We start from the raw sequence: 19,616 nt of genomic DNA, 5'->3' as shown, positions 1-19,616 counted from the left end.
GTTGTTACTTATAAACCCGCCAAGTGCGGGTTTTTCTTTACAGGCATCACACCTATATAAAATATGTATTTGTTCTCGTACCGACCCAACCTTATAGTTAAATAACTAATAATAAGGTGCTCAATATGGCAAAAGACTTGTTTTCTAGCTTAGATTTAAATCTACTGCGAACTTTTATGATCCTGCATCAAGAGCGGAATATGCGCAAAGCATCCGAACGTTTGTTCGTATCTCAACCGGCGATCAGTAAAGCTCTACAAAGATTGCGCGATCATTTTGGCGATGAGCTATTTGTAAAAACGCACCACGGATTACGTGCAACTGATCACGCGACTATGCTAGCGGAAAGCATTTCACCAATACTTGATGAACTTTCTTTCGCTATTAATAACAGCAATGATTTTAATCCCGCCGAACTACAAGGAGTGGTCAAAGTCGCATTGTCCCCATATTTGCTGTCGTCTCTTTCAAGTAAGCTCTTTAAAGCCATTCGTTCTGAAGCACCACTAGTACAAATTCAGCTATTGAATTGGTCAGGTACAACCATGACCGACATTATTAATGATGAAGTTTACATAGGGTTGAACTACGAGATTAACCATGCCCCTAAAGAACTACTGCAAAAACCTATTGCACAAGATACTTTCAAAGGGTATGTCAGGAAAGATCACCCATACGAAAAAGAATTTTTAGAAATTAAAGACGGGGTAAATTTTGAATTAGCTTCAGTCATTGCGGTTGATTGGAATTCACACCAGTCACAAGCGGAGAAAATACTCAAAGTAAAAGGGTTGAAAGCAAACATTGGTTTTCGTTCAGAATTACCGTCTGCAGTTATTGATGTCGTCAAAAACTCAGACATGTTATTCCCAGCATCTAAATTCCTAGATATTGAACAAGAAACCTCATTAAGAGCCATCAAGTTGCTGTTTGATAGTAGCTATTACGAACCAACGGTTTGTGCGTACTATCATCACAAAAACCGAAATAGCCCAATGACGCTGTGGTTGAGGAAAATACTTGAATCACAACTCAATAATAACCAGTAGTTATCACCCTCTTTACTCTGTTTCATTAATAACTCATCGTTAAGGCCTCTATTCTTTTAAGAGATTAGAGGCTTTTTTGTTCAGTCCATATACTTCTCTCATCGGCTAGGAACGCCACATAACACTGCAAGAAGCAAACTTTGTTCCTAACAATTATTTGAGAGTAAACCATGAAACTAAAATTACTGAGCGCTGCTATTGCGGCAACATTCCTTGCTGGTTGTTCTTCTTCTGGTTCAAGTAGCAATCCACCAGCAGCTCAAGATGGGATTGCAGATGTTACTTACTTCCAAGGCGAAAACTTGGACGCAGCTCGTGTAGTCGGTGATGAAGGCAACTACAACGCATTAATTATTCGTGATATATCGAGTGAAAATGGTGAAACAACCACTTTAGTTTTAATTGATGGCAACCTGTATCACATTGAAGATGGTGTTGTTACTGATAACGACCACAATGAAATTGGTCACATCGAAAATCAAGGCGACCAAATCGTGTTTAACGGCGTGGTAAACGGTGAAAAAGTCGAAGTTACACTTACGGTTGTCGATGGACGTTTGATTGCAGATTCTGTTGTTATTGAAACACCACCAAAGTGGGGGGACGAAGGCGCAAGCTCAATTAAGTTAATTCCTGTTGATGGAAAAACACTGATTTTTGTTGGAGACGAACTAATCGGCTCAGTTAGTGATGATGGTTACGTTATCAAGGATGGACAAATTGTAGGTGAATTCAAAGGTAGTTCCGACGAAGGCACCGTGACACTGTACAACGGGACATCCCTCAATTACTCAGTATCGACTGAAACTACCATTGTCACCGTACACAAAGACGGAATGATCTACACATGGGATAGTGCGACAGGAGACACTAATGTATCTATTGATGGCGATACTGACAACGGCTGGGGTTTAACAGATCCTGACTACGGAGTTGGCTTCGAATTCGAAATGGTTGACGATAATAAACTCGTTGTCACTTTAGGTGCGAGTGAAGTAACAATTACTGATACAGCTACCGGTGTCATTATATCAGGAGATGAAGGCCGCAGCACTGTTTCTGTAAAGACAGTGAACGCTTACAAAGAAGCAATGACTCATCTAACAAAAGAAGAACAGAAATTCCTGGCACTTGCGTTTATTGCCAATGAAGGTGCTGGTGCCATCAATGAAGATATGCGAGTGAAAGCTTGGACTGTAACTAAAGAGATGACGAAAGAGTGGTCTCAAGACAACAAGCTAACCATGTTGAAAATCGCGAACATTGAAATGGATCTTCAAGGCAATTCTTTGGGCTACTACTTATTAACTGGTGAAAAGAAAACTGTAGATGAACTTCGCACGGCTGCGAAAGGAGCTATCTCAGACGCAGTTAATGACTGGATTCCTGCAAAGCCAAATCTAACCGCTGAGCAAAAAGCAGAACTAAAACAGAAAGTTCAATCACTTTCACAAGAGCAACGTCAGCAAATCAAACAAGCTGTAAAAGACCGTGTTAGCCGCGGCTAAATAAAACAGTGAATAAAAGCAAAGGAGCCGCTTTCTAAGTGGCTCCTTTTTGTTTGAACCAAGGTTGAAAGTGAAATGAAACGAATATCTTTGGCAATGGCTATGCTGGTGACACTCAGTGTTTCCGCTAACGACCACCAGCTACAACAACTGAGCTACCATGAACCTAGCCTCAGCTTCCAAACCGCTAAGGCTGGTGATACTTGGGTCGGCACGGTATCAGGCGTGATTCAAGCGACCGATGCGATAAACATTAATGCAGAGATCGACAGCGAAGGCTACCTTGAGCTTGGAACTGGCTATGGCTTAGTCTTAGGGCAATTTTACACCGAAGCTTTCGTTAGCTATGGCCGCGCTGACCTTATTGATATCTATGACGTTGGTATTTTTAGCGGAACGGCGCTTTCAGAAAATATCATGTTGTTTGCCAACACTTCGCATGAATGGCGGAAATTCTCGCTAGCCGATCTTCACGATGCGAATCGCGAATGGAAAAACACCATAGGTACGAGCTATTCACCTTCCAAGCACATGAGTTTTTCCTACTCTTTCAGCCATGATCGCCAATTAACAGGCGAGAAAGGCTATTACAACAGCCAAGATGTCACTTTTACTTTAAAACCTAAATGGGTAGAGCCTTATGTGAAATACACATTCGGTCAAAAGCGCGTTAGTCCGGGAGACGTATTTCGTTCTGATGGCAGCGTTGAGCTAGGCTTCAACCTTCGTTTTTAGTTTACCGTTTCGTGTGGTAGCTCTCTCCCCTTTACGATCTGTTTGAGTAAAGGGGCTTTTTGCTTCATGTAATAACCTTTCCAATCAGTTGCGAATACCGTAATCAACTTAAATCAATTTCGCCGCTTCTTCCTCTGTTTTAACTTTCCATCGTTCAACAAAAACCTCACAAAGAATAATGACTTTACTTTAACTATCTAAAGTGAATTTATTTTCTATAAAATAATTATATTAGAGATTTAATTTCCACAGAAAACTTTAATTAGAGATAAAAAGGCAAAACTTTTCTCCGACTACCTTTCTATACTGTGCCACGTCATTAAGGCGCTACAAGCCTATGATTTAAAATAATTATTAATGAGTAGTCACCATGAATTCGAAGTCGCTAACTATCTTGCTTTTTGTCTCTGTTTGCTTAATTTGGGGAACCACTTGGTTCGCTATGGAAGTAGCATTGCATTCTATCCCACCTATTTTTGCTACTGCGTTACGCTTTTTACTTGCAGCTCCTCTGCTTGCGGTATTGGCGAAAGTCTTCAACCAACCTCTGCTGTTCCCTAAAGGTAAGCGCCAATGGCTGCTTATTGTTGCGCTGATGTATTTCGCAATTCCGTTTACGTTGATGATCTATGGTGAGCAATACATCTCTTCTGGTTTAGCGTCGATCATCTTTGCCAACATGCCTGTGGCTGTGATGCTGATGTCTGGCTTATTCTTAGGTCTACGACTGGCGAAGCACCAGATATTCGGTTTGATTACTGCTGTTGTGAGCCTATGTTTAATCCTTGGCAACGAAATGCAAATGGGTGGCGATGACTACGTAATTGGCACGGTTTGCTTAGGCCTTGCTGTTGCGATTCACGCAGTGATGTATGTATTAGTTCAAAAGCACTGCAAAGGCATTGAAGTACTGACCTACAACGCCGTACCGAGCCTAATTGCAGCTCTATTCTTATTTGCCGTATCAGCTATGGGCGAGAACGTAAATGTTGAATCTTTCACTTGGGATTCAATCTCAGCTGTGGTGTACCTAGGCTTTGTCGCGAGTGTGGGCGGCATTGTTGCTTACTTTAAATTAGGCCAGGTTTCGACACCTTTCCAAGCTTCTATCTGCTTCCTCATTTTCCCTGTAGTTGCGTTGCTAATATCTTGCTACGTCAATGGTGAGGTTCTATCTGAACAATCTCTACTAATGATGATCCCTCTACTTTGTGGCATCTTGCTCACCAAGGCGCCAAAGGGAATTTTCAAGCTGCGTACCGAATTAAAAACGGTAAGAAACTGATCCGCCTGAAACCTATTTTGCGGATTAGATATACACATCCCACATATACAAAAAGCTCCAATATCACTATTGGAGCTTTTTGTTTATTTCATAATATCGAGACCAACATTAGCGCCAGCTAAACATTCGCACTTCATTGCCTTCTTCAGGTGTCTTAGGAATGTTTAAAGACAACGCCAAAGAAACCGCTGCCATCGCAGCACCGATGTAGAAAACCGTTGCAGGGGACGATAACCAAATCACACCAAACACGACCGGAATAACGACTGCGGCAATATGGTTGATGGTGAAAGAGACACCAGCGGTTGATGCCATGTCTGCCGGGTCTGCGATTTTCTGGAAGTAAGTTTTGATCGCCAACGCCAATGCAAAGAACAGGTGATCGACCACATAAAGTGCCGCCGCCCATTCCGCACTTTGCACCAAGCCATAACCGACAAACACACCAATCAAACCCACATACTCGAAGATCAACGCTTTGCGCTCGCCAACCACACCGATAAATCGACCAATGCGCTTTGCAAACAAGAAGTTAAATAGGTAGTTAACTAAGAACAACAATGTAACGTCGGCAGCCGAGTAACCGAACTTCTCTACCATCAAGAAGCCAGCAAACACGGTGAAGATTTGTCTTCTCGCGCCACTCATAAACGTCAGTGCGTAGTAGAGCCAGTAACGCTTCCTTAGCACTAACTTCTTATTCTGTGGCGTATTGGTTTGAAACTCCGGGAACCCAAAGGTCATCACCAAAACCAGAATAAAACCAATACCGCCAGTGATGCCGTACACCCAAGCAAAATCGAGCTTTAGCTGTTCTAACATCACCCAGATAGACCCGTAAGTGATTAAGGATGCCAGTGCGCCGACTGAGATCATCTTACCTAGCATCTCAGGTGCTTCTTCTTTACTCAGCCATTGCAGTGACAAAGACTGCTTCAGCGTTTCAAAATAATGAAAGCCCGTCGACATTAAAATGGTGGTCAACAGCAAACCAGTCAGTGAGGGGAACAAACCCGTAATTGCCGTACCCACAGTGAGCATCGCCAACGATATCAACATGAAGCATTGCTCACGAATGAAAGCCAGCACAAACACCACGGTAAACGCTAAGAAGCCCGGAATCTCGCGCACACTTTGCAGCAAGCCAATATCCGCACCATCAAAGTTCGCTTTCTCAATCACGAAGTTATTAAGCAAAGCCATCCAGCTCGAAAACGCGATCGGCACAACAATCGAAATCAGTAATAAAAAGTTTTGCGGCGTTTTCCAGCTCGCGGTTCTATCGAACATTGACGGACTCCTGTTCGTCTAATTGAGTGAGCACTTGTAAGGTCAGCTGCTCAGTGTAAGGGTTAATCTTCCAATGCTCAGGACTCCACCCTTTTACGAAACGTTGGAAATCAGCCCATGCCACGTAAAACATTGGTCGCCATGCAGTTTCTACCTCATCGAACGAAAGCTGTGGTTGATAGTGCGCCAATGCTTCTTTCAAGTGTTGGAAGTAAGTGTCTAAGACTTGTGATTCAAGCTCTGCGCAATCTTGCGGCCTCACCGCGCTGCTCATGAACAGAGCCACATCTTTCAGCGCACAGCCGAGACCCACATATTGGAAATCGACCGCAGCCACGCGTTCGCTTTCCGAATCAAAACAAAAGTTGGCGAGCTTGGCGTCGCCATGGACTAAGGTCTGATATGGGCATTTTTTTAATAGACGGTCGATGTGCTTGGCTTGGTTCTTCAATGGTAAATCAGCCAATGCATTCAACTCATCGGGGCGAGTATCTAAGTGCCAATAAGTACCGACTTGCCACAATGAGGCTGATTGTTCTTGATCGACATTGATGTGCTTTGCGTGAAAGTTAGCGAGCCATTTAAGACAAGCATCGCGTTGTTTTTTCTCTTTTAGTGTGTAACCAGACGCCAGTTCAAGCTGAGCCTCTTTGGTTGCCAGATCGTCAGAGGTAGCAAGCACATCAAATTGAGAGATCAACGGAAAGCCAATATCCGCTAAGTCTTGCATCACTATCAGCCACTCATTCTCTTCTAATTCACATTGCAGTCCAACAGGTACAGGGCAGCGCTCGTCCCATTGTTGGGTGAACGACTGATACCAAGCTGTTTCCACTTGGTAAGAGTGTACCTTTCGTTGGTGAGAAAGTTTGGTGTTCCACCCTTTCGGATGTTCGGCTTTATCTGGCAACGCGACATGTTTAACAATCACACTCTTGAGTTCAACACGGCTTGCTTGAGAAAAGACCAAGCGAACTAACTCGCCATATCCCCCCCACAGGCGTTGAATCACTTGGACATCAAATCCTTCATGACACCCCAACGAGGTCGCTATTTTTTGATAAAGCTCATTTTGATAAAGCTCTGGCTGATTTTGACTTGAACCCGCTTCAGGTTGAGCTCGATTATTTGACGATATTGATTGAGACATATTACTCGTTGTTATGCTTTATCAGATAGAAGATGTGACCACTGTGGCTGCCTATTCATGTAGTGAACCACATAGCTACAAACCGGCACAATTTTCAAGCCTGCTTGCTCAATTTCAGGCAATACCGACTCCATCATCACCTTACCAAAGCCCTTGCCTTGCAGTTCATCAGGAATGCGTGTCGACGTGATATGTAGTACATCTCCGTCCTTTTGATACTTAACGACCGCGAACTGGTTGGGTTCTAGCTCTACTGTGATCTGGTTCACTTCTTGATCCCATTTTACTGCCTGCATTCTCAACTCCTGCAAATAATTGATACGACAAACAATAAAAGTTTGAAGTATGAGTTCCTTGTAATAGACTAACGCAAGTGCATATAAATAAAACTAAGTACTTACAAACACAGTAAATAATTCAGTGCAATTGGCTTAATATAAAATCAGCAATGATAGAAGGCACTCTATAAATCTATGTGAGTACGTCCATTAAATCTAGCACGTAATAACCCCTTGTTAGCAAGTTACCAATATAACTAACAGACGCATGTTGGCGCATGGAGAACATATAATGAACGCACCCCTGAAGAAGCCTTTGGAGCATAATCAGGCACTTCAAGACCCTCGTAATCGCACCGTTTCCACCATCAATAGCACTGATGCGCTGGCCATGATTGAACACGGCAGTGAACTGACATTAAATGTCTCGACCCCCGTTGGCACGAAGTTTCTCGCCACTACCAAGTTTATCGGTACGCACAGTGATAACTGTATTGTGGTTGAGGTTCCCGAGGTATCCAATGAAGATCTGAACTTTTTCTTTCAAGAAGGTTTTTGGATGACCGCTCGTGCGTATTCTCTCCGAGGTGAAGGCGCGCTTATCCACTTTAGAAGCCAAATTCATCATAAGATTGGTGAACCCTTCCCTATTCTTGTGCTGTCTACACCAAGCACGATGCAAGTGACTCAGCTGCGTAAAGAGACACGCTATGAAGTGAATCTGGCTTCAAGAATCATCTTCAACGACCAACGAGCAAACTGTGAGATACGAGATTTATCCAAAAGTGGTTGTCGTTTCGTTACCTCGCCGACCTCTCGTGCGATTCAGATTGCCGATCGAGTGTCTATTGAGATAACCCCTGAGAACTACAATGGCCCATTAATTCCGCCATTGCGAGGCATCGTCTGTAATCTACAAAAATCGACGCACTACGCTCGATACGGTGTCGAATTTGATGATATTGGCCGAGCTAATGCCAAACACTTGTTGGCCAAATTGAAGTTCGATGGCACCAAGCTCTGCTTGCGAAACGGGTGACGCCTTTTAACACGCGACTTTCACCGAATACCGTAATCCGGCCAAAAACGAATAGCTCACTAGCGAGCCGAATCGTAACCAATAAAAAAGCCATCGACTCTATAATCGATGGCTTTTGCGTTTTGGCTGTTTGTTTATTTGTTTAGCTATCTAGATATTCAAGCTATTTACGCAGTGCGTTCAGTTTAGCTTGGGCGATACCAAAGATAGTATCAATTGGATAACTACCCTCATCACTTGCCTCACCTGCGGCTTTGCCTGTGAACAGCTCAATCGCCTCTGTTACATGGTCAATCGCCCAGATATTAAACTCGCCCTTTTCAACCGCTCTCACGATATCGCTGCGTAGCATCAGGTTGTGAACATTTGAACGCGGGATGATCACCCCTTGTTCGTTTGAACGCCCTTTGATTTCACACACATCAAAGAAACCTTCAATTTTCTCGTTCACACCACCAATTGGCTGAGACTCACCAAACTGGTTCATAGAGCCAGTAATTGCGATATCTTGACGGTTTGGCTGCTTAGAAAACGCTGACACCACCGCACAGAACTCGGCCATACTCGCACTGTCACCATCGACGCCACCATACGATTGTTCGAAGGTGATGTTAGTGGTGAGCGGGACTTTTGCTGTCTTACCAAACACAGAAGAAAGGTAAGCCGACAAGATCATTACCCCTTTCGAGTGAATACTGCCACCTAGGTCTACGTTTCTTTCAATATCAATCACTTCACCATCACCGTAAGCGGTGGTTGCCGTGATTCGGTTCGGTGCACCAAACATATGATCCGTCGTACTAAGTACAGACAACGCATTCACTTGTCCAACCGCCTGACCATCGACATGGATTAGCGTTGTGCCGTTAGTGAAGGTTTCCATCACGCTGTCTTGCAGTCGTCCGACACGCATCTGTTGGTTAGATAACGCTTGGTCGACGTGCGTTGCACGAATCAGATTCGATTTTGAGCCTCTCGCCACGTAGTTTGACTCACGAAGCAGATTAGCAATGTGCGCTGAGTGCAGAGACAATTTACCTTGGTCACCCGCCTGACGAGAGCTGTGCTCAATAATGCGAGCAATCGCTTTTCGGTCACAATGCAACATGTTGTTGTCGTGCACGATGCTCGAAATAAAGCGCGCGTAATGCATTTCAGAATCGGGAGTACGCTTCATCTCATCTTCGAAATCGGCTGTCACACGGAACAATTCACCAAACTCTGCATCGTAGTGTTGCAGCAGTTGGTAAGTTCGGTAATCGCCAAACAGGATGATCTTAACGTCCAATGGAATCGGTTCTGGATCAAGCGATACCGCGCCCGTTAAGGTCACCTCTTTTTCTAATGAAGTGAAACTCAATTGACGTGAACGCAGCGCTCGTTTCAAGCCTTCCCAAACGTACGGCTGCTCAAGTACCTTCACCGCGTCCATCAGTAATACGCCGCCATTGGCTCTGTGTAAGCTACCTGCGCGAATCAATGAGAAGTCAGTAAATACGGTGCCCTTAAACGTTGCCGTTTCTACATAGCCAAACAGAGAGTGATAATTTGGATTCTCTTCAACCACGATTGGTAGAGTCTCCTCCTTCTGGCTCACAATCACATTAACCTTGTAGCGACGCGGCATTTTCTTATCCAGAGAGGCCGTTGCAACTTCTGCTTGTTCCGTGCTCTCTTCCAGGAAGATGTCAGCGTTGTCGACAATGTCTTTCCGCAGTGCCGTTAGGTACTTTTTGATATCTGGGTATTGACTGTAATCCTTCTTCAATTGCTTGATGAAGTGAGTGATCACATCTCGCGCCGTATCATCATTCAGCTTTTGAATTTTCTCAGTGTACGTTTCTTCAAGCTCCGTCAATTCACGAGAAATGGTTCGCAGCCCGACTTCCAACCCATCAATGGTTTTATCGAATTGATCTTGTTCTTCCGGTGAAAGCAGCTCAAAGCTCTCTTCGGTATGAAGATCATCGCCATTCATTGCCACAAACTGGTAATCACCCTGAGTGGTGATCGTCAGGTTAATGCCCTTGTCTTTCGCTTCTTGGCTAATGCTTTCTAATGCGGCTTGTTGCTTAGCTGCTAATTGGTTTTTAAGCCTGTCAGCACGGCTAAAGTACATCTCGTTGTCAAACGCTAGAGGCATACCTTTCAACAGTTTACGCATCAATTTTTCAATATCTTGCTTTAAACTGCTGCCAACGCCACGCGGCAATTTCAGTACCTTAGGTGTACGAATATCTTCAAAGTTCGCGATATAACACCAATCAAAAAGCTCCTGCACTTCTTGAGGATGACGGTTCAGATAGCGCAAGATCATGGTGCGTTTACCAAGACCATTTCGCCCTATCGCATAAATGTTGTAACCCTTTTCCTTGATTGACATCGCGAACTCAACGGCCTTTTGTGCCCGTTCCTGCCCGACGATTTCGTCAATTGGAGCCAGTTCTTTGGTCGACTTACAGGGTAGCTTTTCTAAATCCGCTACCTGATACAGCTGTTCTGTATTGAGTCTTTGCATCGCCATCGCCGCCTCCTTAATCCTTCATTACTTGGGTGTAGATAAAATCAGTGTAGATGTAATTTCCTATCAATTTAGTGACTTACGCTGCACCGCTGTTCAACCGAACAAATAACACACAATTTGAGCCATTTTTACTAATAAGAGACCATTTTATTCATCAACTTAACATGTAAATGATTTTAATTTGCAATTGATAATAAATATCATTAACATTTCCAAATACTATAGATTGAGGATGTGGATATGGAAATTGAACGATGCTGGATGCACTACCTAAAAGCTGAACAGTTAATGGAACAAGGCTACTGGCCAGAAGCACAGCGTCTTTACAATGATGTTCTTATTTCCCTTCCCCATCACATCCAATATGCTGCATATCAAAGCGACATCAAACCTTGCCAGTTTGCTTGCTTACTTGCAGGGCTTAGAGATGCAAGCGTTGCCCAATCAGAGATTCTCAACCGTCTAGGCCAACAACAGAAAGCTTTCGACACTTTGAACCAGTCATACGCGCTGATGCAATTCATCTCCCTCGAAAGCACTGAACTGATTCAACGGACCTATTCGCTTTTAGAGAAGCAGAGTGAAGATTTACTCAATCACTTGATTGCTTTTTGCAGTGCTCAGCGCAGCTCACACTGGATGCTTGAGCTTGAACAAATTCAACGTGCTCATCACCATTTCGGGCAGCTTAAATCTACGTCAGAAGTTCAATCTTCACCTAATGTCTTAAATTGATAAGGATATATCATGTCGGACCGGGCCATTCTCAAAGTCAATAACCTCTCCGTTAGCTTCACAACCAATGATGGAATCATTGATGCGGTTAAAAAAGTTAGTTTTACCCTTAATTCCAGTGAAACCTTGGCCATTGTTGGTGAGTCGGGTTCTGGCAAATCAGTATCTTCCAACGCACTCATGCGTTTACTGCCAGACAACGCCATTATTGATGCTCAATCTGAAATTGTGTTTGAGGGGCAATCGGTTCTTGGAAAGACCGAGCGAGAAATGCAGTCAATTCGCGGCGACAGGATTGGCATGATCTTTCAGGAGCCGATGACATCGTTGAACCCATACCTGCGTGTTGGGACTCAAGTGGCTGAAGCGATTATGTGTCACCGTAAGGTATCGAAGTCGAAGGCAAAACAACGTGTGCTGGAGCTATTTGAACTGGTTCACTTACCCATGCCAGAGCAAGCATATAGCAAATACCCGCACGAGTTTTCGGGCGGCCAGCTGCAGCGTATCATGATCGCGATGGCTTTGATCAACGAGCCCGATATTTTGATTGCCGACGAACCCACCACCGCATTGGATGTGACCGTACAAGCGGAAGTGCTTTCTCTTATCAAAGAAATCCAAAACAAAATGGGCATGGCAATTTTGTTCATCACCCATGACCTTGGCGTAGTAAAACATTTTGCCGACCGTGTTCTGGTGATGTGCAAAGGTGAGCTAGTTGAAGAAGGGATGACTCAAGCCTTATTCGAGAATCCAAGACACGATTACACACGCATGCTGATTAACTCGATTCCTAAAGGCGTTAAGGTTCCTGTTGAGGCGTCAGCCCCAGAGCTATTGTCTGCTGACGATATCCGAGTTCAGTTCTTGGTTAAATCACATTTCATCAAGAGTAAAAGTCAGTACTTCGAAGCCGTAAAAGGCATTTCGTTGAATCTTAAACAGGGTGAAACCTTGGGCATTGTTGGTGAATCCGGATCAGGAAAATCAACACTGGGACGAGCGTTAATCGGCTTGCTGCCAAGTACCGGACGTATTGTTTATAAAGGCCAAGATGTCAGTTTGTTAACCGACAAAGAACGCCATAAGCTCAAAAAAGATGTCCAAATGGTATTCCAAGACCCTTATGGTTCTTTATCACCACGCATGACAGTTGGGGAAATCATCACCGAAGGCTTAACGGTGCATCAACCTCATCTATCCAAGCAAGAACGTTTAGAAAGAGCTCGTAAAGCGCTGATTGAAGTTCGCTTAGAACAGAGTTCAATTAACCGTTATCCGCATGAGTTTTCTGGCGGGCAAAGACAACGTATCGCGATTGCTCGCGCACTGATTCTAGAGCCCTCTTTCATTTTGCTGGATGAACCGACTTCAGCACTCGATCGCTCAGTACAACTGACCGTGATTGACCTGCTAAAAGACATTCAAGCCAAGCACAATATCGGCTTCTTGTTCATCAGCCACGACCTCTCTGTAGTGAAAGCACTGTCAGATCGCGTATTGGTGATGCAGAAGGGTGAAGTGATGGAAGAAGGGTCTGCAGAAGAGATTTTCAATGCACCGAAAAATGACTACACCAAGAAGTTAATCGCAGCGTCATTCGACTTAGAAAATAAATCGAAAAAAAATGCGGCGTAACGGGAACTAATCAACATTAACAGCGTCTTATAAGTACATTCTGAATAATCTCCTAATGGATTGCACTCTAGAATGGATATAGCAAAACTGGTTTGGCCGCCAAAAGAAAAATGTCGCATGGATGCGACATTTTTCGTTTCTGTTCAGACGGCAATGATTAACTTTAAATTTCTCAAAAAGCGAAATTCAATACTATTACTTTTAATTCATTTCTGACTAGCGGGTACAACTGTTTCTGTAGACCTATTCATTACTAATAAATACAATCCGTAAGCTGACTAAATACACAATTCCCGCCTGGCATTTTTTCTGTATATAACGTTTTATCTGCACGTTCAATACAGAAAATCAATGCGTCATTCACATTGATATGACTCACTCCAATAGAGCGAGTGATAGCAAATCCTGTACTCAATACCATATTTTCAATCAACTACCAAATCTCTTGAGCCTAATATACAACCATATATTAATTCGATATGAGGAATATAATGACAAATTATTATCTCCCAAACAAGTAACACCCCCGTCACACCCAAGTGCTTTTAACTTTTGCTAATCAAAATAAAATACGCCACTCTCGTTATAACGATGGATATGGTACGAAAATATAAACCAACAACTAAAAAAGATATCACACTGTAAGTGTGAATGAGGTGAACGCTAGTTCTCGAATAATATTACTAGTCGCATTGACTGAATAAATCGTGATATATGAATTTTTAAGGGTGTGGTTATCACCATTAGAAATTTGAATAGTTTTTTATTATCCAATTCTTGTGGGTTATTGTTGGTTTCAGAGTAACTAAACAACTACCAAGACGGTACATAAGATGTATTTTGATCCAACGAGTACTTTTCGCAACATCAAGAACATGTATTCTTGCCCGTAGCTTTATTCTAGAGCGCTCTCGTATCAAATAATCCGCCCCGACAGAACCTGAATAGAGTAAAGATATCAAAATACAATCCATCATATCTAACGCTTCTGCGCAAGAAAAGACAACTTTTATATCAAAAAAATAAGTAAAACCCTGACAATATCGAAAAATTTATCTGTTTTATGGCTTATAAATAATTACTAATTTCATGAATTAACCATCAAAGAACAAACCACTTAGTAAATCTACACATTAGAATTATTTAAATATATTTATCTAAGTTTAACCCATCACTCCGTTACCTTGTTACTTCCTCATACATTACAAACAATAAATCGACAAAAATAAAACCCTCAGGAAGATAACAATATAAAGCATTTCAAAACACTTAGAATAAATCGCTCTATGTAACAAAGCCAGCAACTTACGTTGCTGGCTAATATAGAAGTAGTACAGTTAACACTAGTCCGATCTCGCATATTAAAACTGGAACGCGCAAGATTAACAACCTAAGTTCATTTGTATTATTCTGCGTGCTTGATCTTACCTCGACGAAACTCTAGCTCTTGTCTCACCTCAATTGCTCTTTGTTCCGTGAAATCGTATCGATACATAACAACAATGGCCAATACCGCAGTTACCACCGGAATAAGAATGTCCGCTACTCTCATTAAGTTGATGATCTCTAACGCTTCTGGCATATCCAAAAGAGCTTCACCGCTAACCAGAGAGTTTCTGATCTCTTCCAATCTCTTGTAGCCAATCGAACTCAACACCCAACCAGACATCAAGGTAGCAATGGCTGTACCCAACTTAACAAACCACCAGTACACCGCGCCAAATACCCCTTCGCGGCGTTCACCTGTGTTTAACTCATCTAAGTCACAAACATCTGCAGTCATCGACATCATTAAAGTAAACAAGCCACCGATACCAAAAGCCATCAGAGGTAATGAAACAAACATCATCCAATGAGTACTTGGGTTCAGTGCTTGTTCAAATGCCCACCAGCGCAGTACGTAGCCCACAATTGACACTAAAGTCGCAATAATAAAGGCGTTTTTCTTTCCAAAATTTTGTGAGATTTTGGTAATAATCGGAATCACTAATAAGCAAGTACATAGTGAGCTGATAGTACCGAACCAAGCGGGCCATGTTCCAGCTGCACCTTGGTCACCATTGAATACGTAAAAGACAATGATAAAGAAAGAGAACTGAGCCACCGTTTGGAAACCATTGAAAACAAGGAATGTCGCGCTGCACAGTTTTACGAACGGTAAACATTTAAAGGTTTGCCAAATTCCCTTAAAGAACTTCCCAAAAATATTTTTGAAAGAAGAAAGTGTCAGCTTTTCAGTTGGTTGCTCTGTTGGTGCTCGCTCTTTACAGAATAGAGCCGGTGTAATACCAAACACTAGGCAAAGCAGACCGACCCAAATAGCCAACTCACGGCTACCAATTGCAGCAGACTCATAAAGGTTCGGATCATAGATCATTACCCAGAACCAAGGCGCAATCACCCATGCTAATTGCCCAATCCATTGAGAAACCGCCATAATACGAGTTCGCTCATGAAAGTCTGGGCTCATTTCATAGCCTAAAGCCACTAAAGGCGTCGCGAAAATGGTGTAACCTAAATAGAACAACAATGAGAGTACTAAAAAGTACACAAAGTTATAGGCTTCACCATTCTCTGGGTATATTTGCCACATCAACATAAAAGCGACACCCGTGATAATGGCGCCAACAAAAATATATGGACGTCTACGTCCCCAACGCGTGCGTGAGTTATCAGAAATATACCCCATTAATGGGTCTGTAATCGCATCAAACAGGCGAGGAACCGCGCCTAAAATACCCACAAGCAGTGGGTCCATACCTAACCCCATAACCAGCACAATCATGAACACACCCAGTGCCGCAGCAAATAGCTGATTCGCTAAAGAGCCAACACCAAAGGCGATCTTTTGATACAACGGCACAGAGCCATTGGCCGTAGGTTGATAGCTCGCCCCTACGTTAACCCGGCTTGCTGATTGATTCGCTTCACTCATTTTAATACCCTTTAATCCATCAATAGGTTTTCGCCTAAGATAAAGGCAAAACTTATTATTTAAATTCGTAACACGAATTACTGTTTATTTAATTGCGTACCGCCTACTATGAATGTCTGTCGGTACGCTAAACACTAACTATGTGTCTTATGTTTATTCGTTATTTCATCGTCACAATAAGTTCTGATATCTCGCCATTTCTTAGGTCTTTGGCATGTTCACCATTGATTTCAGTTAATGCGATTGTGCTGCCATTCGAATACTTCATAACGTATTCAGAAACACTAAACTCATCGTATGTATTCAGTCGAGAATGATTGACGTAAGTCACTTTCGTCGCACCCATAAACGTAAATGACACTTGATTGTTTTCATCAAAGAATGCCGCCGACAGTGCTGGCTTCAAGTTAAGTGTTAACGTATCGCCATTCATCACAAACGGTTTGTCGCCAAACATCATCATGGTCCACATATGAAGCATTTCGACGGTTGACCCAGACAAACGAGCCACAAAACCTTGACCGTGCGTTTTTGGATCTGGATTGCATGTTGGTGCAATAAATGATGAGTTTTCTAAGATACTTCGGCCATACACCTCAGGGTCCATGAAACAAATCAGGTTGGTGCTTATTTCATTAAAATACTGTTCGTACATCCCTGCTTTTAATAAGCCAAGCAAATACTTGTAGTTCATATGTAAGAAATTAGATTCACGCTCAAGCCAACCTTTGGTAAATGCGCGCGCTCGACCGATCTCTAAACTCATTTCATCCAAACACTCACTAGTTTTAAATTGGCCTAGCTCTGTATCGTAGATGCCTGTCGCTTTGATTTTGTTGTAATCTGACACATTGCCTTGGGCGTCCGTATTCGCTTTCAACAGGCGAGCAGGCGCTTCTAAGAAAGCCGGTAAAACATGGAGTTTGAAGGCTTTTGCTCGAACCAGCGGCAGATTATAATTACCGATTTTTGGCATGCCGTCTTTAAGAATCTCTTCGTATTGCGAGACTTCATAGTAAAGAAACGTAGGAAGTACACCGTTCGACAATGCTTTCGCTTTCTCTATGCCCGCTTCGACTTTAGCCGTCATCTTTCCAAGCAATGCCATCACATCTGATACATTCAACTGGTCTGAATTAGCGGTAACGGTGAATCTCACAGCTTGACGATACTCTTCTCGGATTGAAGAAATCTCGTCCCAATATTCAAACCCTGTTAGGCTCGACTTAAGAAGCGAATCAACACGGAATACATACTCCGTAAACTCAGTAGGCAGCTGCATTGAGCCTGAGTAATCAAACGCACTTGCTAGGAACTTTAAGAGTCTAAGAAGCTCAACCGTTTCCGATACGCCAGAGCCAAACAACCCAGGTAGGCCGTTCATCGCATCATTCCAGCCAGGCTTGTCTGACTCCATCTCAATGCCAATGCCTTCAGGGTCAAGCGTACAAAACTTGTTAAACGCTAACGTAAACAGTTTCGTAAACAGATTGGTTTTTATCTGCTCGCCTTGTGTATCAACCACCCAGTTAGAGCCGTTCACATCCATAACCAGTTGTTCTACTTTCTCTTCATCGTTGTGCAAAATAGAGCCGTAACGCCTTACTTTACCTTCTGCTGTCAGTACCGTTTTTTCGTCTCTTGGTAGAACGGTGACAGGTGATGAATAGTATTTATAGTCGTAGTTATCGAACAAGAATGATTTTTTGGTATCTGGGTAAACAGCCAAGTGAGACTCAACTAAATCAAGAATGTAAGTCCAGTGGTCAACCCAAAAGCCCTCTCCAAAACTTGCTTCAATGTTTTGTTCAGCATGCTTTAAAAGATCAGACAGCAGCGTCATTTCATCTTTTGAAGACGTAATACCTTCATTTGACATGGTATTGATGACAGTACCAGGCGTGAATTTTTTACCTAAAACACCTTCCATAACGTCATGCTTATTATCAAAGTTCTCTGCGATTAAAGATTTGATATCCACATCACGATTAAACTGGAATGTCGAACCGTTAACGCCCAACGGATTATAACCATCTAACTGAATCAGTGAAGCAAACAGTTTGACGTTATAGTCACCCACTTTTGGGTTAAAGAGTGAATCGACTCGGCGGTTTTGACATACGTCTCGGAAGTTACCATTACCCTGCGAGAAATACTCGGGAGCCACATTGAAGAAGTTATAGTCACGCTCAAGATCACCGTGTTTACGAGAAAAAACATGATAAACATGATTTGTCTTATTTCCTTCGAATATTAACGGGTAGCCACCACGCAAAATGTTATCGAGATAGTTTTGCTTGATATACTGATCAAAGATTGGATTCGATGTCTGACATTCAACTTCTTGAACCAACTCGTTGATCACGGCCTCAGACTCTTGCTCTTTTGTGTCAAAGTAATGGCTTGAAACCATCTCATTAACTTTACCGTTCAACTGTTCGAGATCGTTGGCGTGGCCAATAATGGTTCTCAGAACAAAAGTATCATCACCCTTAAGGTCAAATGCCACCGGAGAAAAACCGACTGGAATTTTATTCGCGGTAATTTGCGCTTTCTGTTTTAGCTCATCAATGGAGTGTTCTTGAAAAGAGACCGGTGTCGACATAGAAGTGTCGTGACCAAATATAATTTCACCATCAACGATTGGGCTAATAAGCTGTTCATTAGCAAAAGACAGATAGAAGTTACCCTTATCTAATATGCCAACTTCTGCACTGTCTGACGTGGTTGAGCGCATCTTAAAAAATGGCACGTCATTTTCTAAGTTGTAGACATCCATCCAACTTCTCAGCAAGTTCGACATCTCTTTGAATAGCGTATTTGGCGTACCGTATGGAAGAATTTGCGACAGTCCATCAATCAGTTCGATATGTCGCGTCATACCCGACAAATCTCTGATCTCTACTTTTCTCATAACGGCAGCAAGGCTATCGTTTGGAAGTCCGAAATATGTCACCGTTACTAATATACCAAGATCTTGATTTTCTTCAGTAATCTTAAATTTATCACGCTTGATGTACATTTTACGCTGGGTATTTTCAGAACGCTGAGTACCAAAAAACTCATACACATCATTGTTTAACTTCACAAAGGTACGAAACCCTATTCGGTCAACATTTTGGTAAGCGGTCACTGCCGGTGAAAATTCAAGAATAGGATTATCCTTATTCTCTACACCAAAAGAACATAACCCCTGACCTCGATTAACGTAAAACGCCCAAAGCGGAATCCCCTTCTTCCCAGCTAACCCCGGCAAAAATGAAGAAAATGTCTTCTTTAAGTCATAATCGTTAATTACAAACTCTTCATTTGCCAAATAATACTCTTTATTCATGGTCACTCTACCTACCTCAACTCTTGTATCCCGACATGAGAAAAATGCTTTAAAAACCTTTCTGTACGTGTCTGACTGATCCAGACCTCTCTAATGCAACGCCCATCGAATGA

The 19,616-nt window shown here is 42.7% G+C and carries 13 protein-coding genes; 7 read left to right on the top strand and 6 right to left on the bottom strand.

Going from position 1 to position 19,616, the window contains the following annotated elements; genetic code table 11:
• The first annotated feature begins 125 nt into the window (after nt 1-125).
• From OQJ75_RS16635 to OQJ75_RS16620, 4 genes are all read left to right on the top strand, one after another.
• Entirely contained in the window at nt 126-1,049 is a 924-nt protein-coding gene (locus OQJ75_RS16635; protein WP_065206413.1) for a LysR family transcriptional regulator, read from the top strand.
• A 170-nt stretch (nt 1,050-1,219) separates the two neighbouring features.
• A complete protein-coding gene (locus OQJ75_RS16630; protein ID WP_241910812.1) occupies nt 1,220-2,557 on the top strand; it encodes a hypothetical protein in 1,338 nt (445 codons plus the stop codon).
• Between the two features lie 75 nt (nt 2,558-2,632).
• On the top strand, nt 2,633-3,292 hold the full coding sequence (locus OQJ75_RS16625) for a hypothetical protein (RefSeq protein ID WP_265974097.1): 660 nt from the start codon (nt 2,633-2,635) through the stop codon (nt 3,290-3,292).
• 370 nt (nt 3,293-3,662) lie between these two features.
• Nucleotides 3,663-4,577: a DMT family transporter gene (locus tag OQJ75_RS16620; RefSeq protein ID WP_265974096.1), complete on the top strand. Its 915-nt coding sequence runs from the start codon at nt 3,663-3,665 to the stop codon at nt 4,575-4,577.
• Between the two features lie 108 nt (nt 4,578-4,685).
• On the opposite strand, the gene OQJ75_RS16615 is transcribed toward OQJ75_RS16620, so the two are convergent.
• The 3 genes from OQJ75_RS16615 to OQJ75_RS16605 are packed head-to-tail and all read right to left on the bottom strand — an operon-like array spanning nt 4,686 to nt 7,313.
• Nucleotides 4,686-5,867, bottom strand: coding sequence for an MFS transporter (locus OQJ75_RS16615; protein ID WP_265974095.1), 1,182 nt, complete (start codon nt 5,865-5,867; stop codon nt 4,686-4,688).
• Nucleotides 5,857-7,017: a phosphotransferase family protein gene (locus OQJ75_RS16610; RefSeq protein WP_265974094.1), complete on the bottom strand. Its 1,161-nt coding sequence runs from the start codon at nt 7,015-7,017 to the stop codon at nt 5,857-5,859. The genes OQJ75_RS16615 and OQJ75_RS16610 overlap by 11 nt, the downstream gene beginning before the upstream one ends.
• Before the next feature lie 11 nt (nt 7,018-7,028).
• Nucleotides 7,029-7,313 carry a GNAT family N-acetyltransferase gene (locus tag OQJ75_RS16605; protein WP_265974093.1) on the bottom strand — a complete coding sequence of 95 codons (285 nt, stop codon included), beginning with the start codon at nt 7,311-7,313 and terminating at the stop codon, nt 7,029-7,031.
• Between the two features lie 274 nt (nt 7,314-7,587).
• Here OQJ75_RS16605 and OQJ75_RS16600 point away from each other — a divergent pair, with 274 nt between their 5' ends.
• A complete protein-coding gene (locus OQJ75_RS16600; RefSeq protein ID WP_017065025.1) occupies nt 7,588-8,334 on the top strand; it encodes a flagellar brake protein in 747 nt (248 codons plus the stop codon).
• A gap of 163 nt (nt 8,335-8,497) precedes the next feature.
• On the opposite strand, the gene OQJ75_RS16595 is transcribed toward OQJ75_RS16600, so the two are convergent.
• Complete coding sequence (locus OQJ75_RS16595; RefSeq protein ID WP_265974092.1) at nt 8,498-10,858, bottom strand: Lon protease family protein; 2,361 nt, start codon at nt 10,856-10,858, stop codon at nt 8,498-8,500.
• A gap of 240 nt (nt 10,859-11,098) precedes the next feature.
• Between OQJ75_RS16595 and OQJ75_RS16590 the strand changes: the two genes are divergently transcribed.
• Together OQJ75_RS16590 and OQJ75_RS16585 are read left to right on the top strand one after the other, a co-directional pair.
• Nucleotides 11,099-11,593 (top strand): hypothetical protein, encoded by a 495-nt coding sequence (locus OQJ75_RS16590; RefSeq protein ID WP_265974091.1) that lies wholly within the window; start codon nt 11,099-11,101, stop codon nt 11,591-11,593.
• A 12-nt stretch (nt 11,594-11,605) separates the two neighbouring features.
• Complete coding sequence (locus OQJ75_RS16585) at nt 11,606-13,234, top strand: ABC transporter ATP-binding protein (RefSeq protein ID WP_265974090.1); 1,629 nt, start codon at nt 11,606-11,608, stop codon at nt 13,232-13,234.
• 1,405 nt (nt 13,235-14,639) lie between these two features.
• Here the strand turns inward: OQJ75_RS16585 and OQJ75_RS16580 are convergent.
• Nucleotides 14,640-16,169, bottom strand: coding sequence for an MFS transporter (locus tag OQJ75_RS16580; protein ID WP_265974089.1), 1,530 nt, complete (start codon nt 16,167-16,169; stop codon nt 14,640-14,642).
• A gap of 160 nt (nt 16,170-16,329) precedes the next feature.
• Nucleotides 16,330-19,503 carry a hypothetical protein gene (locus OQJ75_RS16575; RefSeq protein WP_265974088.1) on the bottom strand — a complete coding sequence of 1,058 codons (3,174 nt, stop codon included), beginning with the start codon at nt 19,501-19,503 and terminating at the stop codon, nt 16,330-16,332.
• Nucleotides 19,504-19,616 lie beyond the last annotated feature (113 nt).

This window comes from Vibrio sp. 14G-20 (assembly GCF_026241515.1).
In the GTDB taxonomy this organism is placed as follows: Bacteria; Pseudomonadota; Gammaproteobacteria; order Enterobacterales; family Vibrionaceae; genus Vibrio.
This window is presented reverse-complemented; position numbering and strand designations above follow the sequence as displayed.